Annotated in this window: 22 protein-coding genes; 6 read left to right on the top strand and 16 right to left on the bottom strand. The window is 29.8% G+C overall.

Translation table 11 applies throughout. The features are described from left to right. Nucleotides 1-102 precede the first annotated feature (102 nt). The 3 genes from D6200_RS07240 (at nt 103) to D6200_RS07230 (ending at nt 1,405) form a co-directional block, all read left to right on the top strand. Nucleotides 103-744, top strand: coding sequence for a peroxiredoxin (locus D6200_RS07240; protein WP_047790073.1), 642 nt, complete (start codon nt 103-105; stop codon nt 742-744). 92 nt (nt 745-836) lie between these two features. Continuing rightward, the gene (locus tag D6200_RS07235; RefSeq protein ID WP_047790074.1) at nt 837-1,145 is read left to right on the top strand and encodes a thioredoxin family protein; all 309 of its coding nucleotides are present in this window, start codon (nt 837-839) and stop codon (nt 1,143-1,145) included. 2 nt (nt 1,146-1,147) lie between these two features. Continuing rightward, entirely contained in the window at nt 1,148-1,405 is a 258-nt protein-coding gene (locus tag D6200_RS07230; RefSeq protein ID WP_047790075.1) for a DUF6952 family protein, read from the top strand. Nucleotides 1,406-1,466: 61 nt separating this feature from the next. Here the strand turns inward: D6200_RS07230 and D6200_RS07225 are convergent, their stop codons facing one another. Then, on the bottom strand, nt 1,467-2,360 hold the full coding sequence (locus D6200_RS07225) for a LysR family transcriptional regulator (RefSeq protein ID WP_047790076.1): 894 nt from the start codon (nt 2,358-2,360) through the stop codon (nt 1,467-1,469). A 109-nt stretch (nt 2,361-2,469) separates the two neighbouring features. Between D6200_RS07225 and D6200_RS07220 the strand changes: the two genes are divergently transcribed. Next, nucleotides 2,470-3,093: a LysE family translocator gene (locus tag D6200_RS07220; RefSeq protein ID WP_073184560.1), complete on the top strand. Its 624-nt coding sequence runs from the start codon at nt 2,470-2,472 to the stop codon at nt 3,091-3,093. Between the two features lie 45 nt (nt 3,094-3,138). Here D6200_RS07220 and D6200_RS07215 read toward each other — a convergent pair whose 3' ends face one another. The 5 genes from D6200_RS07215 to D6200_RS07200 form a co-directional block, all read right to left on the bottom strand. After that, nucleotides 3,139-4,491 (bottom strand): TrkH family potassium uptake protein, encoded by a 1,353-nt coding sequence (locus D6200_RS07215; RefSeq protein WP_073184557.1) that lies wholly within the window; start codon nt 4,489-4,491, stop codon nt 3,139-3,141. Between the two features lie 186 nt (nt 4,492-4,677). Continuing rightward, nucleotides 4,678-5,178, bottom strand: coding sequence for a cupin domain-containing protein (locus D6200_RS07210; protein ID WP_047790079.1), 501 nt, complete (start codon nt 5,176-5,178; stop codon nt 4,678-4,680). After that, the gene (locus D6200_RS15290; protein WP_164505159.1) at nt 5,156-5,329 is read right to left on the bottom strand and encodes a hypothetical protein; all 174 of its coding nucleotides are present in this window, start codon (nt 5,327-5,329) and stop codon (nt 5,156-5,158) included. The genes D6200_RS07210 and D6200_RS15290 overlap by 23 nt, the downstream gene beginning before the upstream one ends. Continuing rightward, the gene (locus D6200_RS07205) at nt 5,322-6,917 is read right to left on the bottom strand and encodes a sodium:solute symporter (protein ID WP_083574845.1); all 1,596 of its coding nucleotides are present in this window, start codon (nt 6,915-6,917) and stop codon (nt 5,322-5,324) included. The genes D6200_RS15290 and D6200_RS07205 overlap by 8 nt, the downstream gene beginning before the upstream one ends. Before the next feature lie 63 nt (nt 6,918-6,980). Next, nucleotides 6,981-7,613 carry an NAD(P)H-dependent oxidoreductase gene (locus tag D6200_RS07200; RefSeq protein ID WP_073184555.1) on the bottom strand — a complete coding sequence of 211 codons (633 nt, stop codon included), beginning with the start codon at nt 7,611-7,613 and terminating at the stop codon, nt 6,981-6,983. A gap of 213 nt (nt 7,614-7,826) precedes the next feature. Here D6200_RS07200 and D6200_RS07195 point away from each other — a divergent pair, with 213 nt between their 5' ends. Both D6200_RS07195 and D6200_RS07190 read left to right on the top strand, forming a co-directional pair. Then, nucleotides 7,827-9,098, top strand: coding sequence for a DUF2851 family protein (locus D6200_RS07195; RefSeq protein ID WP_073184554.1), 1,272 nt, complete (start codon nt 7,827-7,829; stop codon nt 9,096-9,098). A 65-nt stretch (nt 9,099-9,163) separates the two neighbouring features. Then, nucleotides 9,164-9,934 (top strand): SH3 domain-containing protein, encoded by a 771-nt coding sequence (locus D6200_RS07190; protein WP_073184552.1) that lies wholly within the window; start codon nt 9,164-9,166, stop codon nt 9,932-9,934. A gap of 82 nt (nt 9,935-10,016) precedes the next feature. Here D6200_RS07190 and D6200_RS07185 read toward each other — a convergent pair whose 3' ends face one another. From D6200_RS07185 to D6200_RS07145, 10 genes are all read right to left on the bottom strand, one after another. After that, nucleotides 10,017-12,470 (bottom strand): alpha-ketoacid dehydrogenase subunit alpha/beta, encoded by a 2,454-nt coding sequence (locus tag D6200_RS07185; RefSeq protein ID WP_073184549.1) that lies wholly within the window; start codon nt 12,468-12,470, stop codon nt 10,017-10,019. A 117-nt stretch (nt 12,471-12,587) separates the two neighbouring features. Then, entirely contained in the window at nt 12,588-15,410 is a 2,823-nt protein-coding gene (locus D6200_RS07180) for a gluzincin family metallopeptidase (protein WP_240627211.1), read from the bottom strand. Between the two features lie 109 nt (nt 15,411-15,519). Then, entirely contained in the window at nt 15,520-16,230 is a 711-nt protein-coding gene (locus D6200_RS07175; protein ID WP_047790084.1) for an LOG family protein, read from the bottom strand. A 506-nt stretch (nt 16,231-16,736) separates the two neighbouring features. Next, the gene (locus tag D6200_RS15285) at nt 16,737-16,880 is read right to left on the bottom strand and encodes a hypothetical protein (RefSeq protein ID WP_159432124.1); all 144 of its coding nucleotides are present in this window, start codon (nt 16,878-16,880) and stop codon (nt 16,737-16,739) included. An 18-nt stretch (nt 16,881-16,898) separates the two neighbouring features. Continuing rightward, nucleotides 16,899-17,078 (bottom strand): hypothetical protein, encoded by a 180-nt coding sequence (locus tag D6200_RS07170; RefSeq protein WP_073184533.1) that lies wholly within the window; start codon nt 17,076-17,078, stop codon nt 16,899-16,901. A gap of 244 nt (nt 17,079-17,322) precedes the next feature. Beyond that, entirely contained in the window at nt 17,323-17,514 is a 192-nt protein-coding gene (locus D6200_RS07165) for a hypothetical protein (protein WP_047790086.1), read from the bottom strand. Nucleotides 17,515-17,586: 72 nt separating this feature from the next. Further along, a complete protein-coding gene (locus tag D6200_RS07160) occupies nt 17,587-18,876 on the bottom strand; it encodes an HlyD family secretion protein (protein ID WP_047790087.1) in 1,290 nt (429 codons plus the stop codon). Between the two features lie 211 nt (nt 18,877-19,087). Then, nucleotides 19,088-19,315, bottom strand: a complete 228-nt coding sequence (locus D6200_RS07155; RefSeq protein ID WP_125064392.1) for a hypothetical protein — start codon at nt 19,313-19,315, stop codon at nt 19,088-19,090. Nucleotides 19,316-19,398: 83 nt separating this feature from the next. Next, nucleotides 19,399-21,585, bottom strand: coding sequence for a peptidase domain-containing ABC transporter (locus D6200_RS07150; RefSeq protein WP_047790089.1), 2,187 nt, complete (start codon nt 21,583-21,585; stop codon nt 19,399-19,401). Nucleotides 21,586-21,642: 57 nt separating this feature from the next. Further along, nucleotides 21,643-21,831, bottom strand: a complete 189-nt coding sequence (locus D6200_RS07145) for a hypothetical protein (RefSeq protein WP_125064391.1) — start codon at nt 21,829-21,831, stop codon at nt 21,643-21,645. Between the last annotated feature and the right edge of the window lie 10 nt (nt 21,832-21,841).

Genomic DNA, 21,841 nt, shown 5'->3' with positions numbered 1-21,841 from the left:
TATAGTGAAATAAAAAAATATTTTTAGATTCACACTTTAAATGAGAAGAAACAAAATACATTTGTGCCTGTAAAAAAATATTAATCAATAAAAAACTATAAAATGGCTACAGCAGTAGGAAAAAAATTTCCAAGTTTAAACGTAGATGCAATGAACGAAATGGGTGACACGTTTAAGTTAAATGTATTAGAAGAAGCAGTTAAAAACAAGAAAAAAGTGTTGTTGTTTTGGTATCCGAAAGACTTTACTTTCGTTTGTCCAACTGAGTTACATGCTTTTCAAGCTGCATTACCAGAATTTGAAAAAAGAAATACCATTGTAATTGGAGCTTCTTGTGATACTCCTGAAGTACACTTTGCTTGGTTAAACCAATCTAAGGATAATGGAGGTATTGAAGGTGTTACTTACCCATTATTAGCTGATAGTAATCGTAATTTATCATCTATTTTAGGTATCTTAGACATCTCTAACGAGGTTTATGATGAAGCTACAGGAACTGTACAGGTTGAAGGAGATAATGTAACTTATAGAGCTACATATTTAATAGATGAAGAAGGAACTGTTTTTCATGAAGGAATAAACCATATGCCAGTTGGTCGTAATGTAAATGAATATTTACGTTTAGTAGATGCTTATACTCACGTACAAGAAAAAGGTGAGGTATGTCCTGCAAACTGGGAAGAAGGTAAAGAAGCGATGCAAGCTAATGCAAAAGCAACAGCAGAATATTTAGCAGCAAACTAATTAGACATAATTAAAGAAAGGAAACAAGTTCGTGTGAGATAAGTGAAGGGGTCGAGCACGAGCTCCTTTCGAAATGGATAATAATTAAAGAAATGGTACAAGAATTAAGTCAAGACAATTTATCTGAAGTTGTTGCAGGTAATAAAAAAGTTGTAGTTCAGTTTTCAGCTTCATGGTGTGGTAACTGCCGTATTATGAAACCTAAATTTAAAAAGTTGTCTTCTGAGAATGAAGATATGGTTTTTGTAATAGCTGATGCCGAAAAATTTCCAGAGAGTAGAAAACTTGCTGATGTGAGTAACTTGCCTACTTTTGCTACTTATATTGATGGAAAATTAGTAAATCAAACTCAAACCAATAAGTTTGATGTATTGAAGGATTTAGTAAATGAAGTAGCTTAGTTATGAAATTACCAGTAATTAAACATTTAACTTCATTTATTGAAGAAAATGACCAAGATTATGTACTAGAAACTATTGAGACGCTTGAAGCTTTAACAGAGGTTCCATCGTTAAAAGATGAAGAGCTAGACGTTATAGGAGAGTTAATCTCTAATATGTACGGAGCAATTGAAGTTAATAAAATGATTAAAGATGGAACACCTAAAAAAGAAGCGTTAAATAATTTTATGAAACGTGTTTTAGGTTCGATTGATAAATAGTTACTTGTACGTATACAAATAAACAAAAACCTGAACATTTTCTAATGTTCAGGTTTTTGTTTTATACAAACTTTCGGTTGTAGTTTTTGCCTAATTTTACAGAATATTCAATAACACTTTTAATTACTTTTCTATGGTCGTTCTTGCGCCAATTGATATATAATTCTGTGCTTTCGGGTAGTGTAATAAACCGTATGTTCGTATTTAAAGAAAACTGATATGAGTAAGGTAAAATAGATATTCCTAAACCTCTACCAATTAAGTTTAATATCATACTCCCAAAATCAGATTCAATATGAGTTTGAGGTTCAAAACCATAAGTGTTAAAAATATTGCGTAGTAATGAGGAAAAATAAGTAGTATGATGTAAACCAGAAAGGATAAATTTTTCGTCTTTTACGTCTCTTAAATCAACAAAAGAATCTTCTGTTATCCAATGATCTTTTGGAACCACAAGGCAAACGGGTTCAGCATACAATCTTTCAGATAAAATAGAAGCATTTAGAACTTCATTTCTGCTAAAAGCAAAATCTATTTGATAACTAGAAAGTAATTTTTCAAGTGTAATATCAGTAGGCTCCATAAGTTCTACTTTTAAATCTGGTTTCTCTTCTGAAAATATTTTGAGTAATTCAGGTAAATAGTTGTAAGAGATAGAGCCAGGGTAGGCAATACTAACAAGTCCAGAAGAACCTTCATCAATTTTTTTAGCATGTTGATGTGTACGATCGAACTCGTCTAATAGAACATCCCATTTTTTTTTAAGGAATACACCAGCTTCAGTAAGTTTTACATTTCTTTTATCTCGCTCAAATAAAGTAATACCTAATTCTTCTTCTAAAGATTGAATTTGCCTACTTAATGACGATTGAGAGGTGTAAACTTTTTCTGCTGTTTTCCAAAAATGTAATTCTTCTGCTAGAATTAAAAAATATCGAATCTGTTGAATAGTCATTTTAATGCGTTTTTTGCATTAATCAGTCAAAAATAAGTATTTTTTAATAAAGAGAACTGCTGTTGCTTTGCATAAAAAACTTTGTAATCATTTTTAAAGAAGTAACGAAATGGGAATTGAGAATTTTATAGCATTTTTAGTAGCAACTATTCTTTTTGTTTTGACACCAGGAATAGAAACCGTCTTTTTAATTAATAAGTCAATTAGCCAAGGAAGAAGATCTGGTGTATATACTAGTTTTGGTTTAAACACTGGGGCTCTATTACATACTTTGTTTGGAGCATTAGGTTTGTCGATTATGGTAGCTAAATCAGCAATATTCTTTGCATTGATTAAATATTTAGGAGCAGCTTATTTAATTTATTTAGGTGTAACAAAAGTGATGTCAAAAAAAGGGCTGATTGCTAATACAAACGAAGAACAAAAGAAAAATTCAGCAAAAAGCAGTTTTACATCAGGGTTTGTAACAAATATATTAAATCCGAAAGTTGCATTATTCTTTATAGCGTTCTTTCCGCAGTTTATAAGCCCAACAGAGATAGAAAATCCAGTTCCTTTTATAATAATGGGAGTAATTTATGCGGTAATGACTACCATTTGGTACTTGGTTTTAACATCGTTTGCTGGGATATTTTCAACTAAGATTAAAGAGAATGAAAAAATAGGGGTAAGGTTAAATAAAATTTCAGGTGTAATATTTGTATTGATGGGCTTACAGATAGCGTTTATGTAAAATTATAAACCGATAGCGATTAGTGTTTCGCTATCGGTTAAAAAACTATACGGCTAAATCGTCAGATTTTATTTTTTCTAATTCGTTTTGTTTCTGTTGTAATAAAGCAAAACCAAAAGTTAAAACACCAACTCTTCCTATGAACATTAGAATAATTATGAGGAATTTGCCTAGGTTTGATAAGTCCCCAGTAATTCCAGTACTTAATCCAACGGTGCCAAGAGCAGAAGCAACTTCAAACAATATTTTGTCAAAAGAGAAGCTTTCACTATATGAAAGTAAAAAAGAGAATAAAAAAATTAAACTGGTATATAACATAAAAGTAGAGGTTGCTATGTAAATTCTATCAAAAGGTATAATCCTGTTTAAAAACGTAATCTTTTTTTGTCCTAATAATCTACTTTTTAATATAGAAATCATTGCTGTTAAAGTTGTGATTTTCATTCCTCCAGCTGTTCCAGATGGTGATGCACCTATGTACATTAAAAAAGTAAGTAGTAATAATATTGGTAAAGAAAAACCACCAATAGGTACAGTATTAAAACCAACTGTTGTCATTGCAGACATTGTTTGAAAAAAAGAAGTCATTAACGAATGGTTGGAGTTTAGGTTTAAAGAAGGTTCTGATAGGTACGTAAGTAATGTTCCTGAAAGTAATAAGAATATAAATCCGTAGACAATAATTTTTGTTGTGAAGGATATTTCTTTAGTCTTTCCAGAAAGACGATACCATAAATCGGTAACAACAATAAAACCTAAAGAACCTGCTATAGCTAAAATAGAGATTGTTGTATTTATAAAAACGTTATCGTGGTATTCTTCAAAGCCATTGTTGAATAAACCAAAACCCGCAGTGCAAAAAGATGAAACGCTATGGAAAATAGCAAACCAAATGGCTTTTAAGTTTTGCATACCAGAATTGGTAAAAGCAATATAAAACAGTATAACTCCAATAGTTTCCATAATTAAAGTAAAGACAATAACACTTTTAATAAAATCTTTTATTTTAATACTATTAGGTAACGTAAATTCTGTTCCTAATAATTTACTATGCCAATGCGTTATTTTTTTTGTGATAAATAACAAGTAGTAGGTTGTTAGTGTCATGTAGCCAATTCCACCAATTTGTATGAGCATCATTATAATAAACTGTCCGAAGAAATTATAGGAATCAAAAATACTGATAGTAACTAGCCCTGTAGTTGATATTGCTGATGTTGAGATAAATAGATTGTCTAAAAAAGATACATCTGCTTTATGAAACAGAGGAATTGATAGTAAAATAAAACCGATAAAGGTATATAAGAAGAATCCCCAAACTAAATTCATTTGAGGTGTTTTGCTAATTTGGAATTTTTTATACCAAATAGATAGCTTTTTGTATGTATTATTTTTCATTTTTTTTAAGTAAAATAACGGCTAAGTATTTCGTTACTTTTATAATTGAAGTTTTTTTAGTATCTGTAGATAGGTAATACTAAGTAACAAATTTAATCAATTAATAGATGAAAAGGAAATGTAAAAGAATCTTACTTCTTATACACTATATAGTAGATTTGTATATAGGTAGTGAGGAAGAATTATTTAAAAATGTGTTAGTTTAGTTATGATTTCTTTATGTTGTGGGAATAGTTGTATTAACTCTTCTCTTTTAGGTAAAACAAAATCGTTGAAGTCAAATCCAGGAGCAACAGTGCAACCAGTAAAAGCATATGAGTTTTCTTTACTAACTTCAGCAGCAAACCAGTAACCAGCCGGAACTACAAATTGTGGTTGCTCATCATTTTCTATATTATTTCCAATCAATACAAAAGAATAGTTTCCTTTGGGAGAAATCATATGTAGTTTTAAGGTACTTCCTTTATAAAAATGCCAAATTTCATCTTGATTGATTTTATGAAAGGCAGAAAATTTTTCAGAAGTTAATAAAAAATAAATACAAGTACTGTAATTTCTATCACCTACAAAGTTAGAATTTAAGTGTTTGTTTTTAATAATTCCGTTGCTTCTGTATGTTTCTTTATAAAAACCACCTTCAGGATGTTCCGTTAAGTCAAACTTTTTAATTATTTGTTGAGCTGTCATTTTCTTTTTGTTCGTTAACTTTTTTAATAATGGCTTTTAAACGTTCTTTGGTACGTTGTTTTTCCAAACGAAGTTTGTTTTCTTTCTGCTTCATTAAGCGTGTATGTTTCGCTTTGTTTACAGTATTTTTAGCTTTTCCTTTTTTAGGCATTATGCTTGCTTTTTAATCTAGAGATAATAATACTGAGCCAAGTAAAACCTAAAATTAGGAATAATATAGCTCTCCAGTCTTCAAATCCATTCAATATAGCTCTTAGAAAACCAAGAAGAGACATAATTATAGGCAGAATTGCTGATTTACTTTGTTTATTATTACTTATCAAAAGTAATCCTAAAAAAGTTAAGAATCCGTTTAATATCAATACAAAAAAACCAAAATCAAACCCAAACTTTTCCTTGCTGTAAAAGCTAATAATATAAGTTATAATAGGAGCCATTAAACAAATGATAGGAACTAACTTGTCTTTTATGTTTAATTTAGTAAACAGTCCGAAAGCATATAAACCTAGTAACGGCCCGTAAGTATAACCAGCAAATTGGAATATTTTAGCAATTACACTCTCATCAGCAATAAAATATTTAAAAATTAAGATAGTAGCCACTAAAATAAATGAAAACAGCACATGAATTTTCTTTCGTGTTTTTTCTCTTTCTTGCTCATTATCTTTTTTGTCAATTTCAAGAATATCAATACTAAAAGAAGTAGTTAATGAAGTTAAAGCACTATCAGCACTTGAGTATGCTGCTGCTATTAAACCGAGAAGGAAGAATAGGGAAGTAGCTATACCTAAATCACCACTCATAGCTATGGTAGGAAATAAGTTGTCTTTATGAGCGTTTAGTTCATTTACTGTAGCGTAATCAGTTAACAGGATTCCTAAAGCTAAGAAAAAGAAGTTAACAATAACGAGTACTATAGTAAACCAAAACATGTTTTTTTGAGCATCTTTTAAATTGCGGCAAGTCAAGTTTTTTTGCATCATGTCTTGATCTAAACCTGTCATCACAATTGAAATAAAAGCTCCTGAAAAGAATTGTTTCCAAAAATAGTTACCAGCCTTTACATCGTCAAAAAAGAAAGTTTTAGATAAGCTATTGTCTGTTACATACGAAAACAAATTATCAATTTGCATTTCATCTTTTATCATTACAATACAAACTCCAACAGCAATTAGCATAAACAACGTTTGTAAAGTGTCTGTCCATACAATAGTTTTTATGCCTCCTTTAAAAGTATATAGCCATATAAGTAAAATGGTAATTGTTACTGTTACCCAAAACGGAATTCCATAAGCATCAAACAAAATTAACTGTAATACATTTGCCACCAAAAACAAGCGAAAGGCAGCACCAATAGTTCTTGAAAGTAAGAAAAAAGAAGCCCCAGTTTTGTACGAATATCTACCAAAACGTCCTTCTAAATAGGTGTAAATTGAAGTTAAATTTAATCGGTAATAGAGTGGAAGTAGTACCAATCCAATAACGGCATAACCTAATACGTACCCTAGTACCATTTGCATATAACTCATTTTGTCACCTTCAACCCAACCAGGAACCGAAATAAAAGTAACTCCAGATAATGATGCTCCAATCATACCAAAGGCAACTAAATACCAAGGAGATGAGTTGTTTGCTTTAAAAAATGTTTGATTGTTTGCCGATTTACCTGTGATGTATGAGATAAGAATTAATACACCAAAATAGGCTAAAATAAGGAGTAGTATATGTAACGGTTGCATATAGTTAAATTATGAATTACGAATGTACTAAAATTATCAATCGTAATTCATAATTAGTGTTGTCTAAGAAAGCTCAATAACGACATTTTCTGTTTTTCTACGAACTTTTTTTAAGTCTTTCATGTAGTCATCTTCTGCTCTAAAACCAACAGGTAATACTAAAACTGATTGTAAGTTGTATTTATCTAATTCTAAAATTTCATCATATTTTTCAGGAACAAAACCTTCCATAGGGCAGCTGTCAATTTTTTCATTTGCAGCAACAGTCATTAAGTTTCCTAAAGCAATATATGCTTGGTTTTTCATCCAATGGAACAATACTTCAGGAGATTTATTCTCTATATCGTTAGTTAAAAACTCTTTGAAAGGATTTAAAATTTCATCGGGTGTGTTTCTTATGTCTTTTACTAATTTAAAATAGCTCTCAACATCTTTAGTAGTAAGTTCTTTTGGGGTACACAATACCAATAAATGAGAAGCCTGTGCAACTTGGTGTTGATTCCAAGAATGTGCCACCAATTGTTGTTGTAAATCTTTGTTTTTAACCACAACCATTTTTACAGGTTGTAATCCATAAGAAGTAGCAGTTAAATTAAATGCTTCTTTTAAAAGATTAATTTGTTCTTCGGAAAGAAATTTATGCTCGTCAAATTTTTTAACAGCGTAACGCCATTGTAAATTTTCTATACTATTCATGTGGTTTAATTTTTACTCGATAATTGAGAGTTAAAATACTTCAAGGTTTATCTCTAAATTAAAAACGTGCCCTTACATTGTTATCCTGTAAGTTTACCTATAGTAATTTATTTTGACAAAAATAGAAGAATAAAAAGTAGTCTAAAAATACTTCGAATAATTAATATTGATAGTATCATAAAAATATTTTGTACATTGAAAATAAAAAAATGTATGAAAGAAGAGTTCTTGCACTTTATTTGGCAGTATAAACTATTTAGCAAAGCAAATTTAATATCAGTAAAAGGAGAAATCGTTGAAGTATTAAACACAGGGAGTCATAATACGAATTCAGGACCTGATTTTTTGAATACAAAATTGAAGATTGATGGGCAGCTATGGGTTGGAAATGTTGAAATTCATATAAAGTCATCAGATTGGTATGCGCATCATCATGAAAAAGATGTGAATTATGATGCGGTTATTTTACATGTTGTGTGGGAACATGATTCTGATGTGTTTATGAAAAATAATCATCCATTACCAACGGTTGAATTACAAAAAATTGTTCAAGAAGATGTATTGGTAAATTATAGAAAATTGTTTTCAAAAGAACGACGATGGATTCCTTGTGAAAAGCAGATAGGAGAAATCAATTCTTTTTTATTAAATAACTGGTTAGAACGTTTGTATTTTGAACGATTAGAGAATAAATCGGTGGTAATAAAAGAGCTGCTACAAAAATCAAATAATGATTATGAAGCGGTGTTGTTTCAGTTATTAGCTAAGAATTTCGGATTGAAAGTTAATGGAACAGCTTTCCTAGAACTAGCACAATCGTTTGATTTTTCTGTGTTACGTAAAGTTCGATTTAACGAAGAGCAGCTATCTGCTTTATTGTTTGGACAGGCAGGTTTTTTAGCTGATGAAATAGAAGAGAGTTATTATAAGCAACTTAAAAATGAGTATGTTTATATAAAGCACAAATACAGGCTACAATCATTAATAAAACACCGTTTTCAATTTTTTAGAATGCGCCCCAATAACTTTCCTACGATTAGAATAGCGCAATTAGTGGCTTTATATAATAAATATGAAAGCTTATTTTCAAGGTTAATGGATGTAAATAAAATAGAGGTTTTTTATAATTTATTTACAGTTGAAGTAAATGAGTTTTGGAAAACTCATTATACGTTTGGTTCTGAGTCAAAAAAATCAGTTAAAATACTTACAAAATCATTTATTGACTTGTTGATTATTAATACAATTATTCCTTTAAAGTTTGTTTATGAACAAGCTAGAGGAGAGGTTAATGAAGAAAGTTTGTTAAAATTGATACAACAAATACACCCAGAAAAAAATTCAATTATAAATAAGTTTGATGAGTTAAAAATTAAAGCAAAAAATGCTTTTGAATCTCAGGCTTTATTAGAGTTGAAAAATAATTATTGCCAAAAAAAAAAATGTTTAAGCTGTAATGTTGGGAATTTTATTTTAAACAAATAATGTAAATAAAGCATGTTAAATTATTTAATTAATAAATGATATATTTGCGTAAAAAATTTATAATAATGAAAAAAATATTAATTGCTATTGCATTAGTGTCTACTATTTGTGTAAGTTGTAAAGACGACAAAAACTCAGAAAACAAAGAAGGTACTTCAACAACTGAAAAATCTATTAATGAAAAAGAAGAAAAGTCTACTTCAGCAATTTGTTTATTAGATAAATTATCTATTAGAGAAAGTGCTTCTACAAAAGGTAAATGGATAACTTCTATTAGTTTAGGAGAAAAAGTAACCTTAACAGGAGAAGAAACTATAGATTCTGTTTCTAAGAAAGAGTATTACAAAGTAAAGTTGATTGACGGAAAAGAAGGATGGACTAGATCTACCTTTTTAGCTGTTAATGGTAAAGTGGGAGCTATGTTAGAAGAGGCAGTAGTTTACAAAAGGCCAGATTTACTTACTAAAACAGAAAAAAAGTACAGCGTTATGGATATTATTGCTGTGACTGAAACTCAAGGCGATTGGATTAAAGTTAAAGGAAAAAGATCTGAAGGGAAGTATATAGAAGAAGGTTGGGTAAAAACTTCTAATATTACAAATGATCAAGTTGATATAGCAACAGCTAAATTTGCAGGAATAGCAAATACTCAACCAACAATGACAGAAAGAATAAAGGCATTGAAAGATGTTATAAATAATTCAGATCTATCTTCTTCTAAGTTTATCCCAGTTATAGAGAATAAAATAGAAGATTACGAGTCAAAAAATCAGCCTTTAGATACGCAGGAAGCAGAAGCAGCTACTGAGGCGGTAGCAGAAAAAGTAGCTGAATAATTATATAAAAAAGCGAATAAAAAAACGATTTTAGAATATTCTAAAATCGTTTTTTTTATTTTAATTATTTTAAAATTAATTATTAATACAAACTCTTGAATTTAGAAGGGTTTGCTTCGTTCATAATTTCGTATACTTTTTCAAAAATATCTTCTGCAGATGGTTTAGAGAAGTAATCTCCGTCGGTACCATAAGCAGGTCTATGTGCTTTTGCTGTTAATGTTTGTGGTTTACTATCTAAATGTCTATAACCATTTTGATTTTCAACAATTTCTTGTAATAAATAAGCTGAAGCTCCTCCAGGAACATCTTCGTCAACAACTAATAAACGATTTGTTTTAGCCACTGATTTAACTGTATCGTGATTAATATCAAAAGGTAATAAACTTTGAGCATCTACAATTTCTACATCTATACCTACTTGTGCTAAATCTTTAGCAGCTTCTTCAACAATTCGTAGGGTAGAACCATAAGAAACAATGGTGATATCGTTTCCTTCTTTGATAGTTTCAACAACACCAATTGGAGTTTTAAAATCTCCTAAGTTTGTTGGTAATTCTTCTTTTAAACGGTATCCGTTTAAACATTCTACGACTAAGGCAGGATCATCTCCTTCCAATAAAGTGTTATAGAACCCAGCGGCTTTAGTCATGTTACGAGGAACTAATACATGAATTCCTCTTACATTGTTTATTATTCCACCCATTGGTGAACCTGAATGCCAAATTCCTTCTAAACGATGTCCACGGGTACGGATAATTAACGGAGCTTTTTGCTTTCCAAAAGTACGGTAACGCAACGTAGCTAAATCGTCGCTCATAATTTGTAAAGCATACAGTAAATAATCTAAATATTGAATCTCAGCAATTGGGCGCAAACCACGCATTGCCATACCAATACCTTGACCTAAAATAGTCGCTTCACGAATACCTGTATCAGAAACACGTAACTCACCAAACTTTTCTTGTAAACCTTCTAACCCTTGATTAACATCACCTATATACCCAGCATCTTCCCCAAAAATTAACACTTCAGGGTGTTTTGCTAAAATAGCATCAAAGTTATCACGCATAATAATACGTGCATCTACCATATTTTTTTCAGAAGCATAGGTTGGAGCTTCGGCAGAAATTTTTTCAGTAGCTAATTCAGTTTCACTTAATAAATGAGCTGAATATTTTACAGCAGCTTTATCAATTGAAGTTTTAATAAAGTTTTGAAGTGCAGTTTTTTCAGTGAAATCTTCATCTCTTAAGTAACGTAACGTTTTACGTGCTGCTACTAAAATATCTTTTCTGATAGGTTCAGCAATTGCCGCTAAATCGTTTTTGTATTTTGAAATGAAAGAACCGTTGTTACTTTTTTGTGCAATGGTATCTAACAAAGCAATAGCTTCGGCTACTTCTGCTTTTATTTCGTTTGTATATGCGCTCCAAGCATCACGTTTAGCTTTACTAACTTCTTTTTTCGCTTCTTTTTCAATATTGATTAAATCTTCTTCAGAATCAATAAATTTTAAAGTCTCTCCATCTTCATTTTCTAGTTCAAATTCTAAAATCCACTTACGCATTTGAGCAATACAATCAAACTCTTGTTCCCATTGTAAACGTTCTTTCGATTTGTAACGTTCGTGAGAACCTGAAGTAGAGTGTCCTTGAGGTTGTGTTAATTCTTTTACATGAATTAATACAGGTATATGTTGCTCTCTAGCAATTTTAGAAGCTTTGTTGTAAGTGTCAATTAACTGAACATAATCCCAACCATTCACTACGAAAATTTCATACCCATTACTTTCATTTTCACGCTGGAATCCTTTTAATATTTCTGAAATACTTTCTTTAGTAGTTTGATGACGTGCATGAACTGAAATTCCGTACTCATCATCCCAAACATTCATTATCATTGGAACTTGTAAAACACCAGCAGCATTGATAGTTTCAAAAAACAATCCCTCACTTGTACTAGCATTACCAATAGTACCCCAAGCAACTTCGTTACCGTTGATTGAAAAGTTAGTATGCTTTTCTAAACCTTTAACATTTCTATAGATTTTAGATGCTTGTGCTAATCCTAATAAACGAGGCATTTGTCCTGCAGTAGGAGAGATATCTGATGATGAATTTTTTTGAGCGGTTAAATTTTTCCAGTTACCGTTTTCATCTAAAGAATGTGTTGCAAAATGTCCTCCCATTTGACGACCGGCAGACATAGGCTCAATATCAATATCAGTATGTGCGTATAATCCTGCAAAAAATTGTTGTGGAGTTAATTCTCCAATAGCCATCATAAAGGTTTGGTCACGATAATAACCTGATCTGAAATCTCCATTTTGAAAAGCTTTAGCCATAGCTAACTGTGGTACTTCTTTACCATCTCCAAAAATTCCAAATTTAGCTTTACCTGTTAAAACTTCTCTTCTTCCTAATAAACTACATTCTCGACTAATACGAGCAATTCTATAGTCCTTTAAAACTTCATTTTTAAAATCTTGAAAAGAAAGCTGTTGAGTATTAGCTATTTCGGTATTTTGCGTCATAATCATCTAATTTAGGTATGGTTACAAAGATAGGTTTTTTAGTTGATATTTAAAAATTTCTATTTTCGTTGAATATTCTTCAAAAAAACAACTAAAATAAAGTAATTATTGAGATATTTATAATACACCTCTTCTAATAAAATTATAAATTCTATCAATATCTGTTGTAATGATGAATCTAATTTTTGAAGGATAGGCTCTTTTATTGATTTCAAAACCTTCATTGGTGTAAATAGGAAGATAAAATTCAAATATTTCAGGAAGGAAGTTTAATCGAATACCGTTTTCATAAAAAAACTTTGGAGAGGTATTTTTGTTTTTTAACATGGCAACGTCATTATAAATTTCTGCCCACTTCCATACGCTTACACTGGTATTAATAGATGTTATAAGCTGATTAGCAAAGTATGGTTCTTTAAATTTAGATTTAAAACCTCCTTGACCAACGACAAACTGCTGACTAAAGATACCTTCACTTTCTGAGCGACCAAATAAATTTTGCTCAAACAAGTAATCATTTCCGCGATTTAATCCAAAGCTAAAGTAATTTCCTTCTGTTTTGTTTGATAAGAAGAGTCCGCCAAAAAATCGAACTTCAAAACTTTCATTAGCAGTAAAGAATTTTCTATAACGAAAATCGGTTGAAATTTTACTGAAATTAGAGTTTATTTCAAGGTTAGCAGCATACTGTATTCTGCGTATAGCATCAAATTTGTTGTTGATATAGCGAAGGTTAAAAATATTATACTTGTCTTGATCACTCTGAGTATTGTTAGGTGCAACTTCTTTATTAATACTAACCATTCGAGCTATTAAGAATTTTGAACCTATATCGCGGAGTGTATTTCTTCTAAATTGAAAATTAATAAATGGACTTAAAGTATTATACCCTAATTCAGGTGCGTAATGAAAGTTACTTCCTGAAATTCCATATCGTATTTTATAAATCTTAGAGTCTCTTAAAAAATGATTATATGCTACAGAAAAAGATCCTGTAAAGTTTCTACTTTTTAGACTATAGTTTGGGGTTAAACTAAATTGAAAATTATGATTAACCAGTGATTTATTATTTATATTTACTCCAAGTATTAAACCATCATACAAATTATACTTAATATCAGGATAATAAAATAACTGATTATAATAGGGGTTTTCAAAATCTTTAAAAAAACGAAATTGGAGAGGCTTGCTTATAAAGCTATTATTTACATTTCTAAAATTGTTAAGAGAGTTAAATTCAGGATAGTTGTTTTCATAGTTTAAAGCTAGTTTATTGAAGTCGCCTCTTTTAATTTTAACTGTTTTGGTAGAGTCTATATTAGTAATCCAAGTTTTAAATTTTATATCTTTATTTTGGATGCCATATAGTGCAACAGGAGCTTTAAACGTTCTTTTATTTTTAATTGTAACAATTAGAGAGTCTTTATTTTTGGTATAAGCTACCTTTTTTATTTTGTAATCAATTTTTTTATCGGTAGTAAGATAATCTCCAAAGAACCATTGCAAATCTTTTGAAGTGTTTTTTTGAAGTATATGAGCAAAGTATTTACTACTTGAGGGCTTTAATTGATTTTGAATATAAAATTCTTTTACTGATTTTTTTAAAATACTATCGCCTACAAAATCGTGTAAATACTTAATACCTAAACCTGCTTTGTATTTACTAACAACTTTTCTGTTAAAATTAGAAAGAGAATCACTAGAGGTTATTAAAGATTGATCGTAAAATTTTCGAGAGCTAAACTGATATACTAGAGGGTATTTGTCATTCTGCTTTAATTGAGCAATGTTATATGTTTTTATTGGCCAATACTTAGAGTATTTTCCTAGAAAAGTAATTTCAGGATAGTATTTTTTTACATACTCCATCATTAAAAAAGTTTGCAAGCCATCAGTAAGCCAATAATCTTTTCTTGGGTTTTGAATAATAATATCGTCGAAATATTTCTGAGTAAGAGCTTTAAAGAACCCAGTTTCCCATCTAAAGTTTTTAGGAAAAGGTTTCAACCAGCTTGGAAGCCCATAAATTTCATGTAATGAATTTTTATTAATAGTTCGAGAATCTACAAAAATTTCAGGGTGAGGGTGTTTACCTATAAAGTTTTCTATAAATTGTATTTGTTTATTTATAATTTTGGTAGTCTCTTCATTCGTGATTTTTTTAAGGTAGGCATCAGTTTTAATTTCTTTATCCTTTAGCTTAAAAGATTTAAAAGTTTTAACAGTGTCAATATGGAGTATAATATCCTTTTTTTGGGCGCCAACTAAATAATAGTTTGTATAGTTATTGTGTTCAGTTTTATATTGATACAAATTACTTTCAATATGATAATTCTTAGGAATATCTATAGAAATAGAGTAATTAGAGAGCTCCTCGTATAGATCGTCTAAATTTAAGTTACTCATCAGTTGCCATTTTTTATCATATACGGCAGGAGTTAGATACCAAAAACGTAAATGGTATCCAGTTTTTGTTTTTCCATATCCTGTATATTTTGCATTTGGAATTTTTACAGAATATGAGGTACGTATTATTAAGCTGTCTTTTGGTTTTAAAGGTTTGTTGAGTAGTACTTTAATAATATCTTGTTGATTTTTATTCTCTTTGAATGAAACTTGTTTAAAGTTAACAGTTAAGTTTTTTATTTTACTGTAACCTCTATCTTTTTCTTTTGAAAAGTAAAAGTTTTTTTTGTAATCTTCAATAAACCGTTTTGCTAAGGGAGTATCATCGTTTTTATAACCATTTGCCCAGTTATGTAAAAAAATATAATCTAGATTAGAAGAAGAGTGATTGTAAAAAGTTGTTTTTTGTAGAATATGAATAACATCGTTGCCTATATCTAATTTAGCTTTTATTTCAACAGAGTTTTCTTGTGCTACTATTTTAAAGCAATACAAGATGGAAGTACATACTAAAAGGAGTATTTTCTGTTTCAATATTATATAATGCGAGTTTAAAAGTTTTACAGAAAACATTAAGTTTCATAAACTTTGTGAAAATAAAAAAGCTCGTTGTAAATACAACGAGCTTTAAAGATAAAAATTTTTAGAAATTTGGTTTTAGCTGATATTTAGCATAAAACTTATTAAAGTGTTCAACTGCTTCATCAGCAGTGTCAACAACTCTAAATAAATTCAAATCTTTTTCACTAATATTTCCTTCCTCTAATAATGTGTTCTTAATCCAATCAAGTAGGCCTCCCCAAAACTTTTTACCCATAAGTACAATAGGGAAACGTCCAATTTTGTTAGTTTGTATTAGTGTTATAGCTTCAAAAAGTTCATCCATAGTACCAAATCCACCAGGCATAACAACAAAACCTTGTGAGTATTTAACAAACATAACTTTACGAACAAAAAAGTAATCGAAGTTTAAGTTTTTGTCATGGTCAATCCATGGATTGTCATGTTGTTCAAAAGGAAGTTCAATATTTAAACCAACAGAGGTTCCTTTTCCTCGGTGCGCTCCTTTATTACCAGCTTCCATAATACCAGGACCTCCTCCTGTAATAACACCAAATCCGCTTTGAGTTAGTTTAAAAGCAACTTCTTCAGCTAATTTATAATAAGGATCGTCTGTTTTTGTACGGGCAGAACCAAAAATAGATACACAAGGACCAATTTTACTTAGTTTTTCATATCCATCAACAAACTCAGACATAATTTTAAATATAGCCCAAGAATCGTTGGTTTTTATTTCATTCCAAGTTTTTTGTTGTAGTTTTTCTCTAATTTTTCTGTCATCATTCGGACTCATAATTCTTCTACTTTTATATTAAATAACAAATTAAATAGCTAAAATTTAATTTTTAGCAAGCTTGCTAATTTAGTGGTTTTTTATGGATAGATACAAGATAAAAATAAAAAACTACCTTGAAATCAAGGTAGCTTTTTATACGTAAAACTTTAATCAAGTTTGAGCTTTATAAGATTCATTAGCATAAACACGAGGTTTTAGAAGTAATAAAAAGAAAATTTCTCACATAAAAACAGTTAGTTACACAACTGAACCAAGAAAATTACTGTTTTATTTACCTCGACTTTTTCGCTTTCTCTAATCCTATAATTGATTTTTTATGATAATAAGTTAAAATTGATTAGTTGTTAAATTCTTTAAAGACACTCAAGGTTTTGTGTTTATTCTTTGTAAAAGAAATTTTACTAGTATTATGCTTTTTAACAAGACTATATTTTTTTAATAAGCAAACAGCTAGAAGTTATGATTCTAGCTGTTTGTAATTAATATAGCTTTAATTAAAAAGCTTATAAACAGTTTGGCTGCCATTTGTAGCAGTGGCGTTGAATTGGATCCCAGTCTAAACAGCATCTAGGAACTCTTCCTCCAAAGGTATTCTTTTGAGTAGTTTTATTTAAAACTTTTCCTAAGTTTAAGATTGATTTTTTCATAACTTAAAAGTTTTAAATTTAATACCAAATACATCCAAATCTGTCACATCTACCAGCATCACATATAGTATGTCCTCCTGGACTAGTTTGACAACATTTTCTACCATCTTGATAACAACTATTGGCAGCACCTCCATTAATTTGTTTTTGATTGGCTTTTTCTAAAGCTTTACCTAATTTTAAGATTGATTTTTTCATGATTAAAAAATTTAAATATTTAATAATCCTTGAATTATTTAAAGACACTCAAGGTTTTGTGTCTATTCTTCGCGAGTAAATATTATTAATAATGAGTTGTTCTATTAGGGTAAATTTATAATCTATATTGGCTTGATAGTCTACTTGTGTATAATCTAAATTTATCCTAGGTTTAAACCTACTTTATTCTTAATTGGTTTAAACCTAGGAATGATTCAATTAAAATAATAGTAAATGAACTCTCTTATTGAGGAACATCTTCTCCTAAACAAGCATGTGTTTCATACGATCCTAAGCAACATCCGTTAGGTAAAGAGAAACCACCACAAGCAAAGCACTCTGCTGGTGTATAAATTACACAACCAGTACCTCCGTTAACTTGTTTTTGATCAGCTTTAGTTAAAGCTTTTCCTAGATTTAAAATTGATTTTTTCATAATAGAAAAATTTCGAGGGTTAATAAATTCCTTGAACATTTATAGACACTCAAGGTTTATGTCTGTTTTTTATTATTTGATAATATTTTTTAATTGATAAAAGAAACGTTCTATTAAACGTAAATCTTCCGTTACTATATCCGCAGCACCTTTCATTTCTTGTCTAAAAGGAATAGTTTTATTGTATGTTGTTATTAATTTTTGTGGTAACTCTACATTAATTAAGTAATTACCTTCCTCATCAGGAGTTAAAGAAATTGATTTAACTCTTCCATTTAATTCGCCAAATTCATCAGATGGATAATTTAAAAGTTTAATCTGAACTTTTTGACCTTTCTTTATTTTACCAGAATTAGCAGCAGGAGCTTCAATTTTACCGATAAATGAATTCCCTTTATTAGGAATAATGGTGAATATTAAATCACCCGTATTAACCGTTTGATTTTTATTCCAAAAAGATAAGAAGGATACTTTACCATTTATTGAAGAAGTTAGAGCATATTGTTTTTCCCAGTCTTTAATAGCCTTTTTTAAGTATAAAAAAGATTGAATAGCTTTCTTTTTTAAACGAGTATCTTGTTGTGTTTTTTTTATAGAAGTGCCTTCTAGGTTTTTAGCAGAGTTATTGATTAATTCTCTTATTTGAGAAATTGATGATTCAAGGGTTTTATATGAGCGTTTTGCTTGTAAGTATTCAATTTCTTTTTGATCTTTTTCTTTAGCAGATATAACCCCTTGGTTAAACATTTTTCTACTACGATCAAGATCTTTCTCTTTAAATTCTAGTTCTTTAAGATTTAAATCTTTTTGAGAAAGTAAAATTTGTAGTCTGCCTCTAGCTTCTATAACAGACATTTGGTTAGCGAAATTTTCCGATTTAAACGGAGTTAGTTTTTCGTTTAAGGTATATTCAGAATAATCATTTTCAAATTGAGAGTAGCTAGAGGTTATATCTCCTAAAATTAGTGGAGGAACTTTATCAATAGGGAAAAAGAATTTTTGTTGGTTTATTTCAATTGTATCAATTATACTTTTTAATAGTAAAACATCTTTAAAAGAAGCACTATTTTCAATAACTGCTAAAACATCACCTTCAGAAACTTTTTTGCCTTCAGTAGTTAAGAAAGTTTCAAATTGTCCTGTTGATTTTGCATAAATTTTCTCAGGTGGAGTAGAGGTCGTAACCATTACTTCTGTAGAAATTATATCAGGATATTTTACAAACCATGAAATGAATAATAACATTAATATAAGTGCAAGTAGTAAAGTATTACCCCAACGAATCATCCAGTTAGGCACATGGGTTAAAATTTCTTGAACTTCTTCACTTCGAATTTCTATATTTTGAGAATTATCGGGCATATTTAGAGTGTATAAAGGTACCCTTGTAGTAGAAGAGCACCGATGAAATAAATATTAATTATGTTAAGACACAGTTTCCTGCATGACATCTCTATTAATTATCCTTAAAAGGTTTTACTAATGGTTGATCATAACAATCAATTTCAGAGCCACAATGGATACTTACTTTAATTTGTTGTTCTATTTACTTAATTTCACTTTTTTTTTTAGATTAAACACCAGAGCAATAAACCCCAACTCTAACTCTGTTTTTACAGATACTAGGGAGGTTAGTGTAGTCGCTACAACTACCGCAATAAACTGCACTACCATAAAGTTGTGTATCGATATTTCCGTAGTAACAATTAATTGAGGGACAAGGTTGATTACTACTCCCATTAATTAACTGTTGCTTAGATTTGTTTAAAGGTGTTCCTAAATTTAAAATTGATTTTTTCATTTTAAAATAATTTAAGTTTGATAAAACCCTTGAATAGTTTAAAGACACTCAAGAGTTATGTCTATTCTTCGCGAGTGAATATTTTATTTACCTAAATCTAGTTGGTTTTTGACTAAATGGTAATAACTTCCTTTTAATTTGATTAATTCTTCATGATTTCCTTTTTCAATAATTTTTCCTTTTTCAAGGACAACTATTTGATGCGCGTTTTTTACAGTACTTAGTCGGTGTGCTATTACAACAGCTGTTTTGTCAGCAAAGAATTGATTAAGCTTACCCATAATAATTTTTTCATTATTTGCATCAAGTGCACTAGTAGCTTCATCAAAGAACAAGAATTTTGGGTTTTTATATACCGACCTAGCAATAAGTAATCGTTGTTTTTGACCTGTACTTAAGCCACTACCTTCACTACCAATTTTGGTATTATATCCTAGCGGTAATCCCTCAATATAATCGTTGATATTTGCTACGTCTATTGCGTGAGCTAGCTTTTCCTTGTCAACATAATCTTCACCCACAGCAATGTTTTTAGCTATAGAATCATTAAAGATATATCCTTCTTGCATAACAACACCGCAGTTTCTTCTCCATTCTTTTTGAGAAATGTTTTTTAAGTTAAAGTTGTTTATCATAATATCTCCTTGGTCAACTTGATAAAAACCAAGAAGTAATTTCATTAATGTGGTTTTTCCACTTCCACTAACCCCTACAATTGCGGTTGTTTTATTTGCAGGAATTTCAAGAGATAAATCTTTCAAAACAGGCTCTAAACCACCAGTGTACCTGAATGAAATATTATTTAGTTTTATAGATGCGTTATCTGGAATGATGGTTACTTTTTCATCACTAGGTTTTTCTTCATCTTCCATGTTGTGTATTTCACCTAATCTATCTAAGGAGATTTGTGCATCTTGTATATCTCTCATAAAGTTTATTAGTTGTGTAATTGGTCCGTTTAGTTGTCCGACGATGTAGCTAATAGCCATCATCATACCTAAGGTAATTTGTCCATCTATTACTAGTTTAGCAGAAAGTATAGTAATGAACATATTTTTAAGTTCATTGATAAAGTTAGAACCTACACTTTGTGTTTGTTCAAGAGCAAGGCTTTTAGTAGCTACTTTAAATAAACGAGCTTGTACATATTCCCAATTCCATCGCATGCGTCTTTCAGCATTGTGAAGCTTTATCTCTTGCATTCCATTAATAAGTTCAATTACTTTACTTTGTTCTTGACTTACTTGAGAAAAACGTTTATAATCAAGCTCTTTTCTCTTTTTGAAGAAGAATAATACCCAACCAAAATATAAAACACTTCCTAACACAAAAACACCAAAAATTTGCATGCTATAATATCCTAAAACTAAACTAAAAATTATGAGATTGAAAAAAGAGAATAAAACAGTTAAAGAAGAAGTGGTTAAAATTCGTTCAATACGCTTATGATCGTTGATTCTTTGTAATAAATCTCCTGTCATTCTTACATCGAAGTAGGAGATAGGTAATTTCATTAATTTGATAAAAAAATCTGAAATTAAAGATATGTTGATTCGAGTACTAAGATGAAGTAAAATCCAACTTCTAATAATTTCTAAAGAAGCTTTTCCTATGAATAAAAATAATTGAGCAAATAAGATTAAGTATACAAAGTTTAAATCTTGGTTTTTAATACCAACATCAACAACACTTTGAGTTAAAAAAGGTAAGATTAATTGTAATAAACTACCAGCTAGGAGCCCAATTATTAATTGAACTATAAACTTTTTGTATTTATATAAGTATTTGAAAATAAATGAAAAACCAAATTTTTCATCTTCTTCAAACTCTTCTTGATAGAATTTGGGAGTTGGTTCTATTAATAAGGCAATACCTTCTTCTGTATTTTCATCGGCATTATTACCAATCCAATGTTGGATAAACTCCTCTTTAGTAAAAGAGATGAGCCCATGAGCTGGGTCAGAAATATAAACAACATCTTTTTTTATTTTGTAAAGAACCACATAATGATTTTTATTCCAATGAATAATACAAGGAAATGGGGCTTCTTTAAGTTTGTTAAAGGCTAATTTTATACCTAAAGACTTAAAGCCTATAGACTCGACAGCTTCACTAAGACCTAATAAGCTACTGCCTTCACGTGTTGTTTCGCTTAGGTTTCTTAATTGTTGAGTATTGATAGTTTTACCATAGTGTTTGGCTATGATTTTAATACAAGTAGGTCCGCAATCTTTTGCTTCTGTCTGTTTATAGTTTGGGAATTTTTTCAAGTTCAGTTTAGATATGAAATAAGTTAGAGAGTTAACCCTCTAACTTATTTGAAGTTATTAATTATTACATAATCTTCTATAGGCTTCTCCTTCCATACATACTCCAATATAAGGAGGGTTTTTACAACATCCCATTTTTTGGGGACACTCGGCATGACTATAGCAGGCAATAATAACAGAACCGTTAATTGATTTTAGTTCTTTCTTGTTTAGAGTTTTACCTAAGTTTAAAATTGATTTCTTCATAAGAAATATT

Origin of the sequence: Tenacibaculum mesophilum (genome assembly GCF_003867075.1) — a bacterium.
Classification (GTDB): domain Bacteria; phylum Bacteroidota; class Bacteroidia; order Flavobacteriales; family Flavobacteriaceae; genus Polaribacter; species Polaribacter mesophilus.
Note: the sequence above shows the minus strand (reverse complement) of the source record. Positions and strands in the feature narration are given on the sequence as shown.

Bases quoted from the DNA above. Each gene is read 5' to 3' on its own strand.
- D6200_RS07225 (WP_047790076.1), bottom strand. From the start codon at position 2,360: ATGACTATTCAACAGATTCGATATTTTTTAATTCTAGCAGAAGAATTA.
- D6200_RS15285 (WP_159432124.1), bottom strand. From the start codon at position 16,880: ATGAAAAAATCAATCTTAAACTTAGGAAAAGTTTTAAATAAAACTACT.
- D6200_RS07170 (WP_073184533.1), bottom strand. From the start codon at position 17,078: ATGAAAAAATCAATCTTAAAATTAGGTAAAGCTTTAGAAAAAGCCAAT.
- D6200_RS07230 (WP_047790075.1), top strand. From the start codon at position 1,148: ATGAAATTACCAGTAATTAAACATTTAACTTCATTTATTGAAGAAAAT.
- D6200_RS07240 (WP_047790073.1), top strand. From the start codon at position 103: ATGGCTACAGCAGTAGGAAAAAAATTTCCAAGTTTAAACGTAGATGCA.
- D6200_RS07190 (WP_073184552.1), top strand. From the start codon at position 9,164: ATGAAAAAAATATTAATTGCTATTGCATTAGTGTCTACTATTTGTGTA.
- D6200_RS07145 (WP_125064391.1), bottom strand. From the start codon at position 21,831: ATGAAGAAATCAATTTTAAACTTAGGTAAAACTCTAAACAAGAAAGAA.
- D6200_RS15290 (WP_164505159.1), bottom strand. From the start codon at position 5,329: ATGCCTAAAAAAGGAAAAGCTAAAAATACTGTAAACAAAGCGAAACAT.
- D6200_RS07155 (WP_125064392.1), bottom strand. From the start codon at position 19,315: ATGAAAAAATCAATTTTAAATTTAGGAACACCTTTAAACAAATCTAAG.
- D6200_RS07165 (WP_047790086.1), bottom strand. From the start codon at position 17,514: ATGAAAAAATCAATTTTAAATCTAGGAAAAGCTTTAACTAAAGCTGAT.
- D6200_RS07160 (WP_047790087.1), bottom strand. From the start codon at position 18,876: ATGCCCGATAATTCTCAAAATATAGAAATTCGAAGTGAAGAAGTTCAA.
- D6200_RS07205 (WP_083574845.1), bottom strand. From the start codon at position 6,917: ATGCAACCGTTACATATACTACTCCTTATTTTAGCCTATTTTGGTGTA.
- D6200_RS07235 (WP_047790074.1), top strand. From the start codon at position 837: ATGGTACAAGAATTAAGTCAAGACAATTTATCTGAAGTTGTTGCAGGT.
- D6200_RS07200 (WP_073184555.1), bottom strand. From the start codon at position 7,613: ATGAATAGTATAGAAAATTTACAATGGCGTTACGCTGTTAAAAAATTT.
- D6200_RS07210 (WP_047790079.1), bottom strand. From the start codon at position 5,178: ATGACAGCTCAACAAATAATTAAAAAGTTTGACTTAACGGAACATCCT.
- D6200_RS07195 (WP_073184554.1), top strand. From the start codon at position 7,827: ATGAAAGAAGAGTTCTTGCACTTTATTTGGCAGTATAAACTATTTAGC.
- D6200_RS07215 (WP_073184557.1), bottom strand. From the start codon at position 4,491: ATGAAAAATAATACATACAAAAAGCTATCTATTTGGTATAAAAAATTC.
- D6200_RS07185 (WP_073184549.1), bottom strand. From the start codon at position 12,470: ATGACGCAAAATACCGAAATAGCTAATACTCAACAGCTTTCTTTTCAA.
- D6200_RS07175 (WP_047790084.1), bottom strand. From the start codon at position 16,230: ATGAGTCCGAATGATGACAGAAAAATTAGAGAAAAACTACAACAAAAA.
- D6200_RS07220 (WP_073184560.1), top strand. From the start codon at position 2,470: ATGGGAATTGAGAATTTTATAGCATTTTTAGTAGCAACTATTCTTTTT.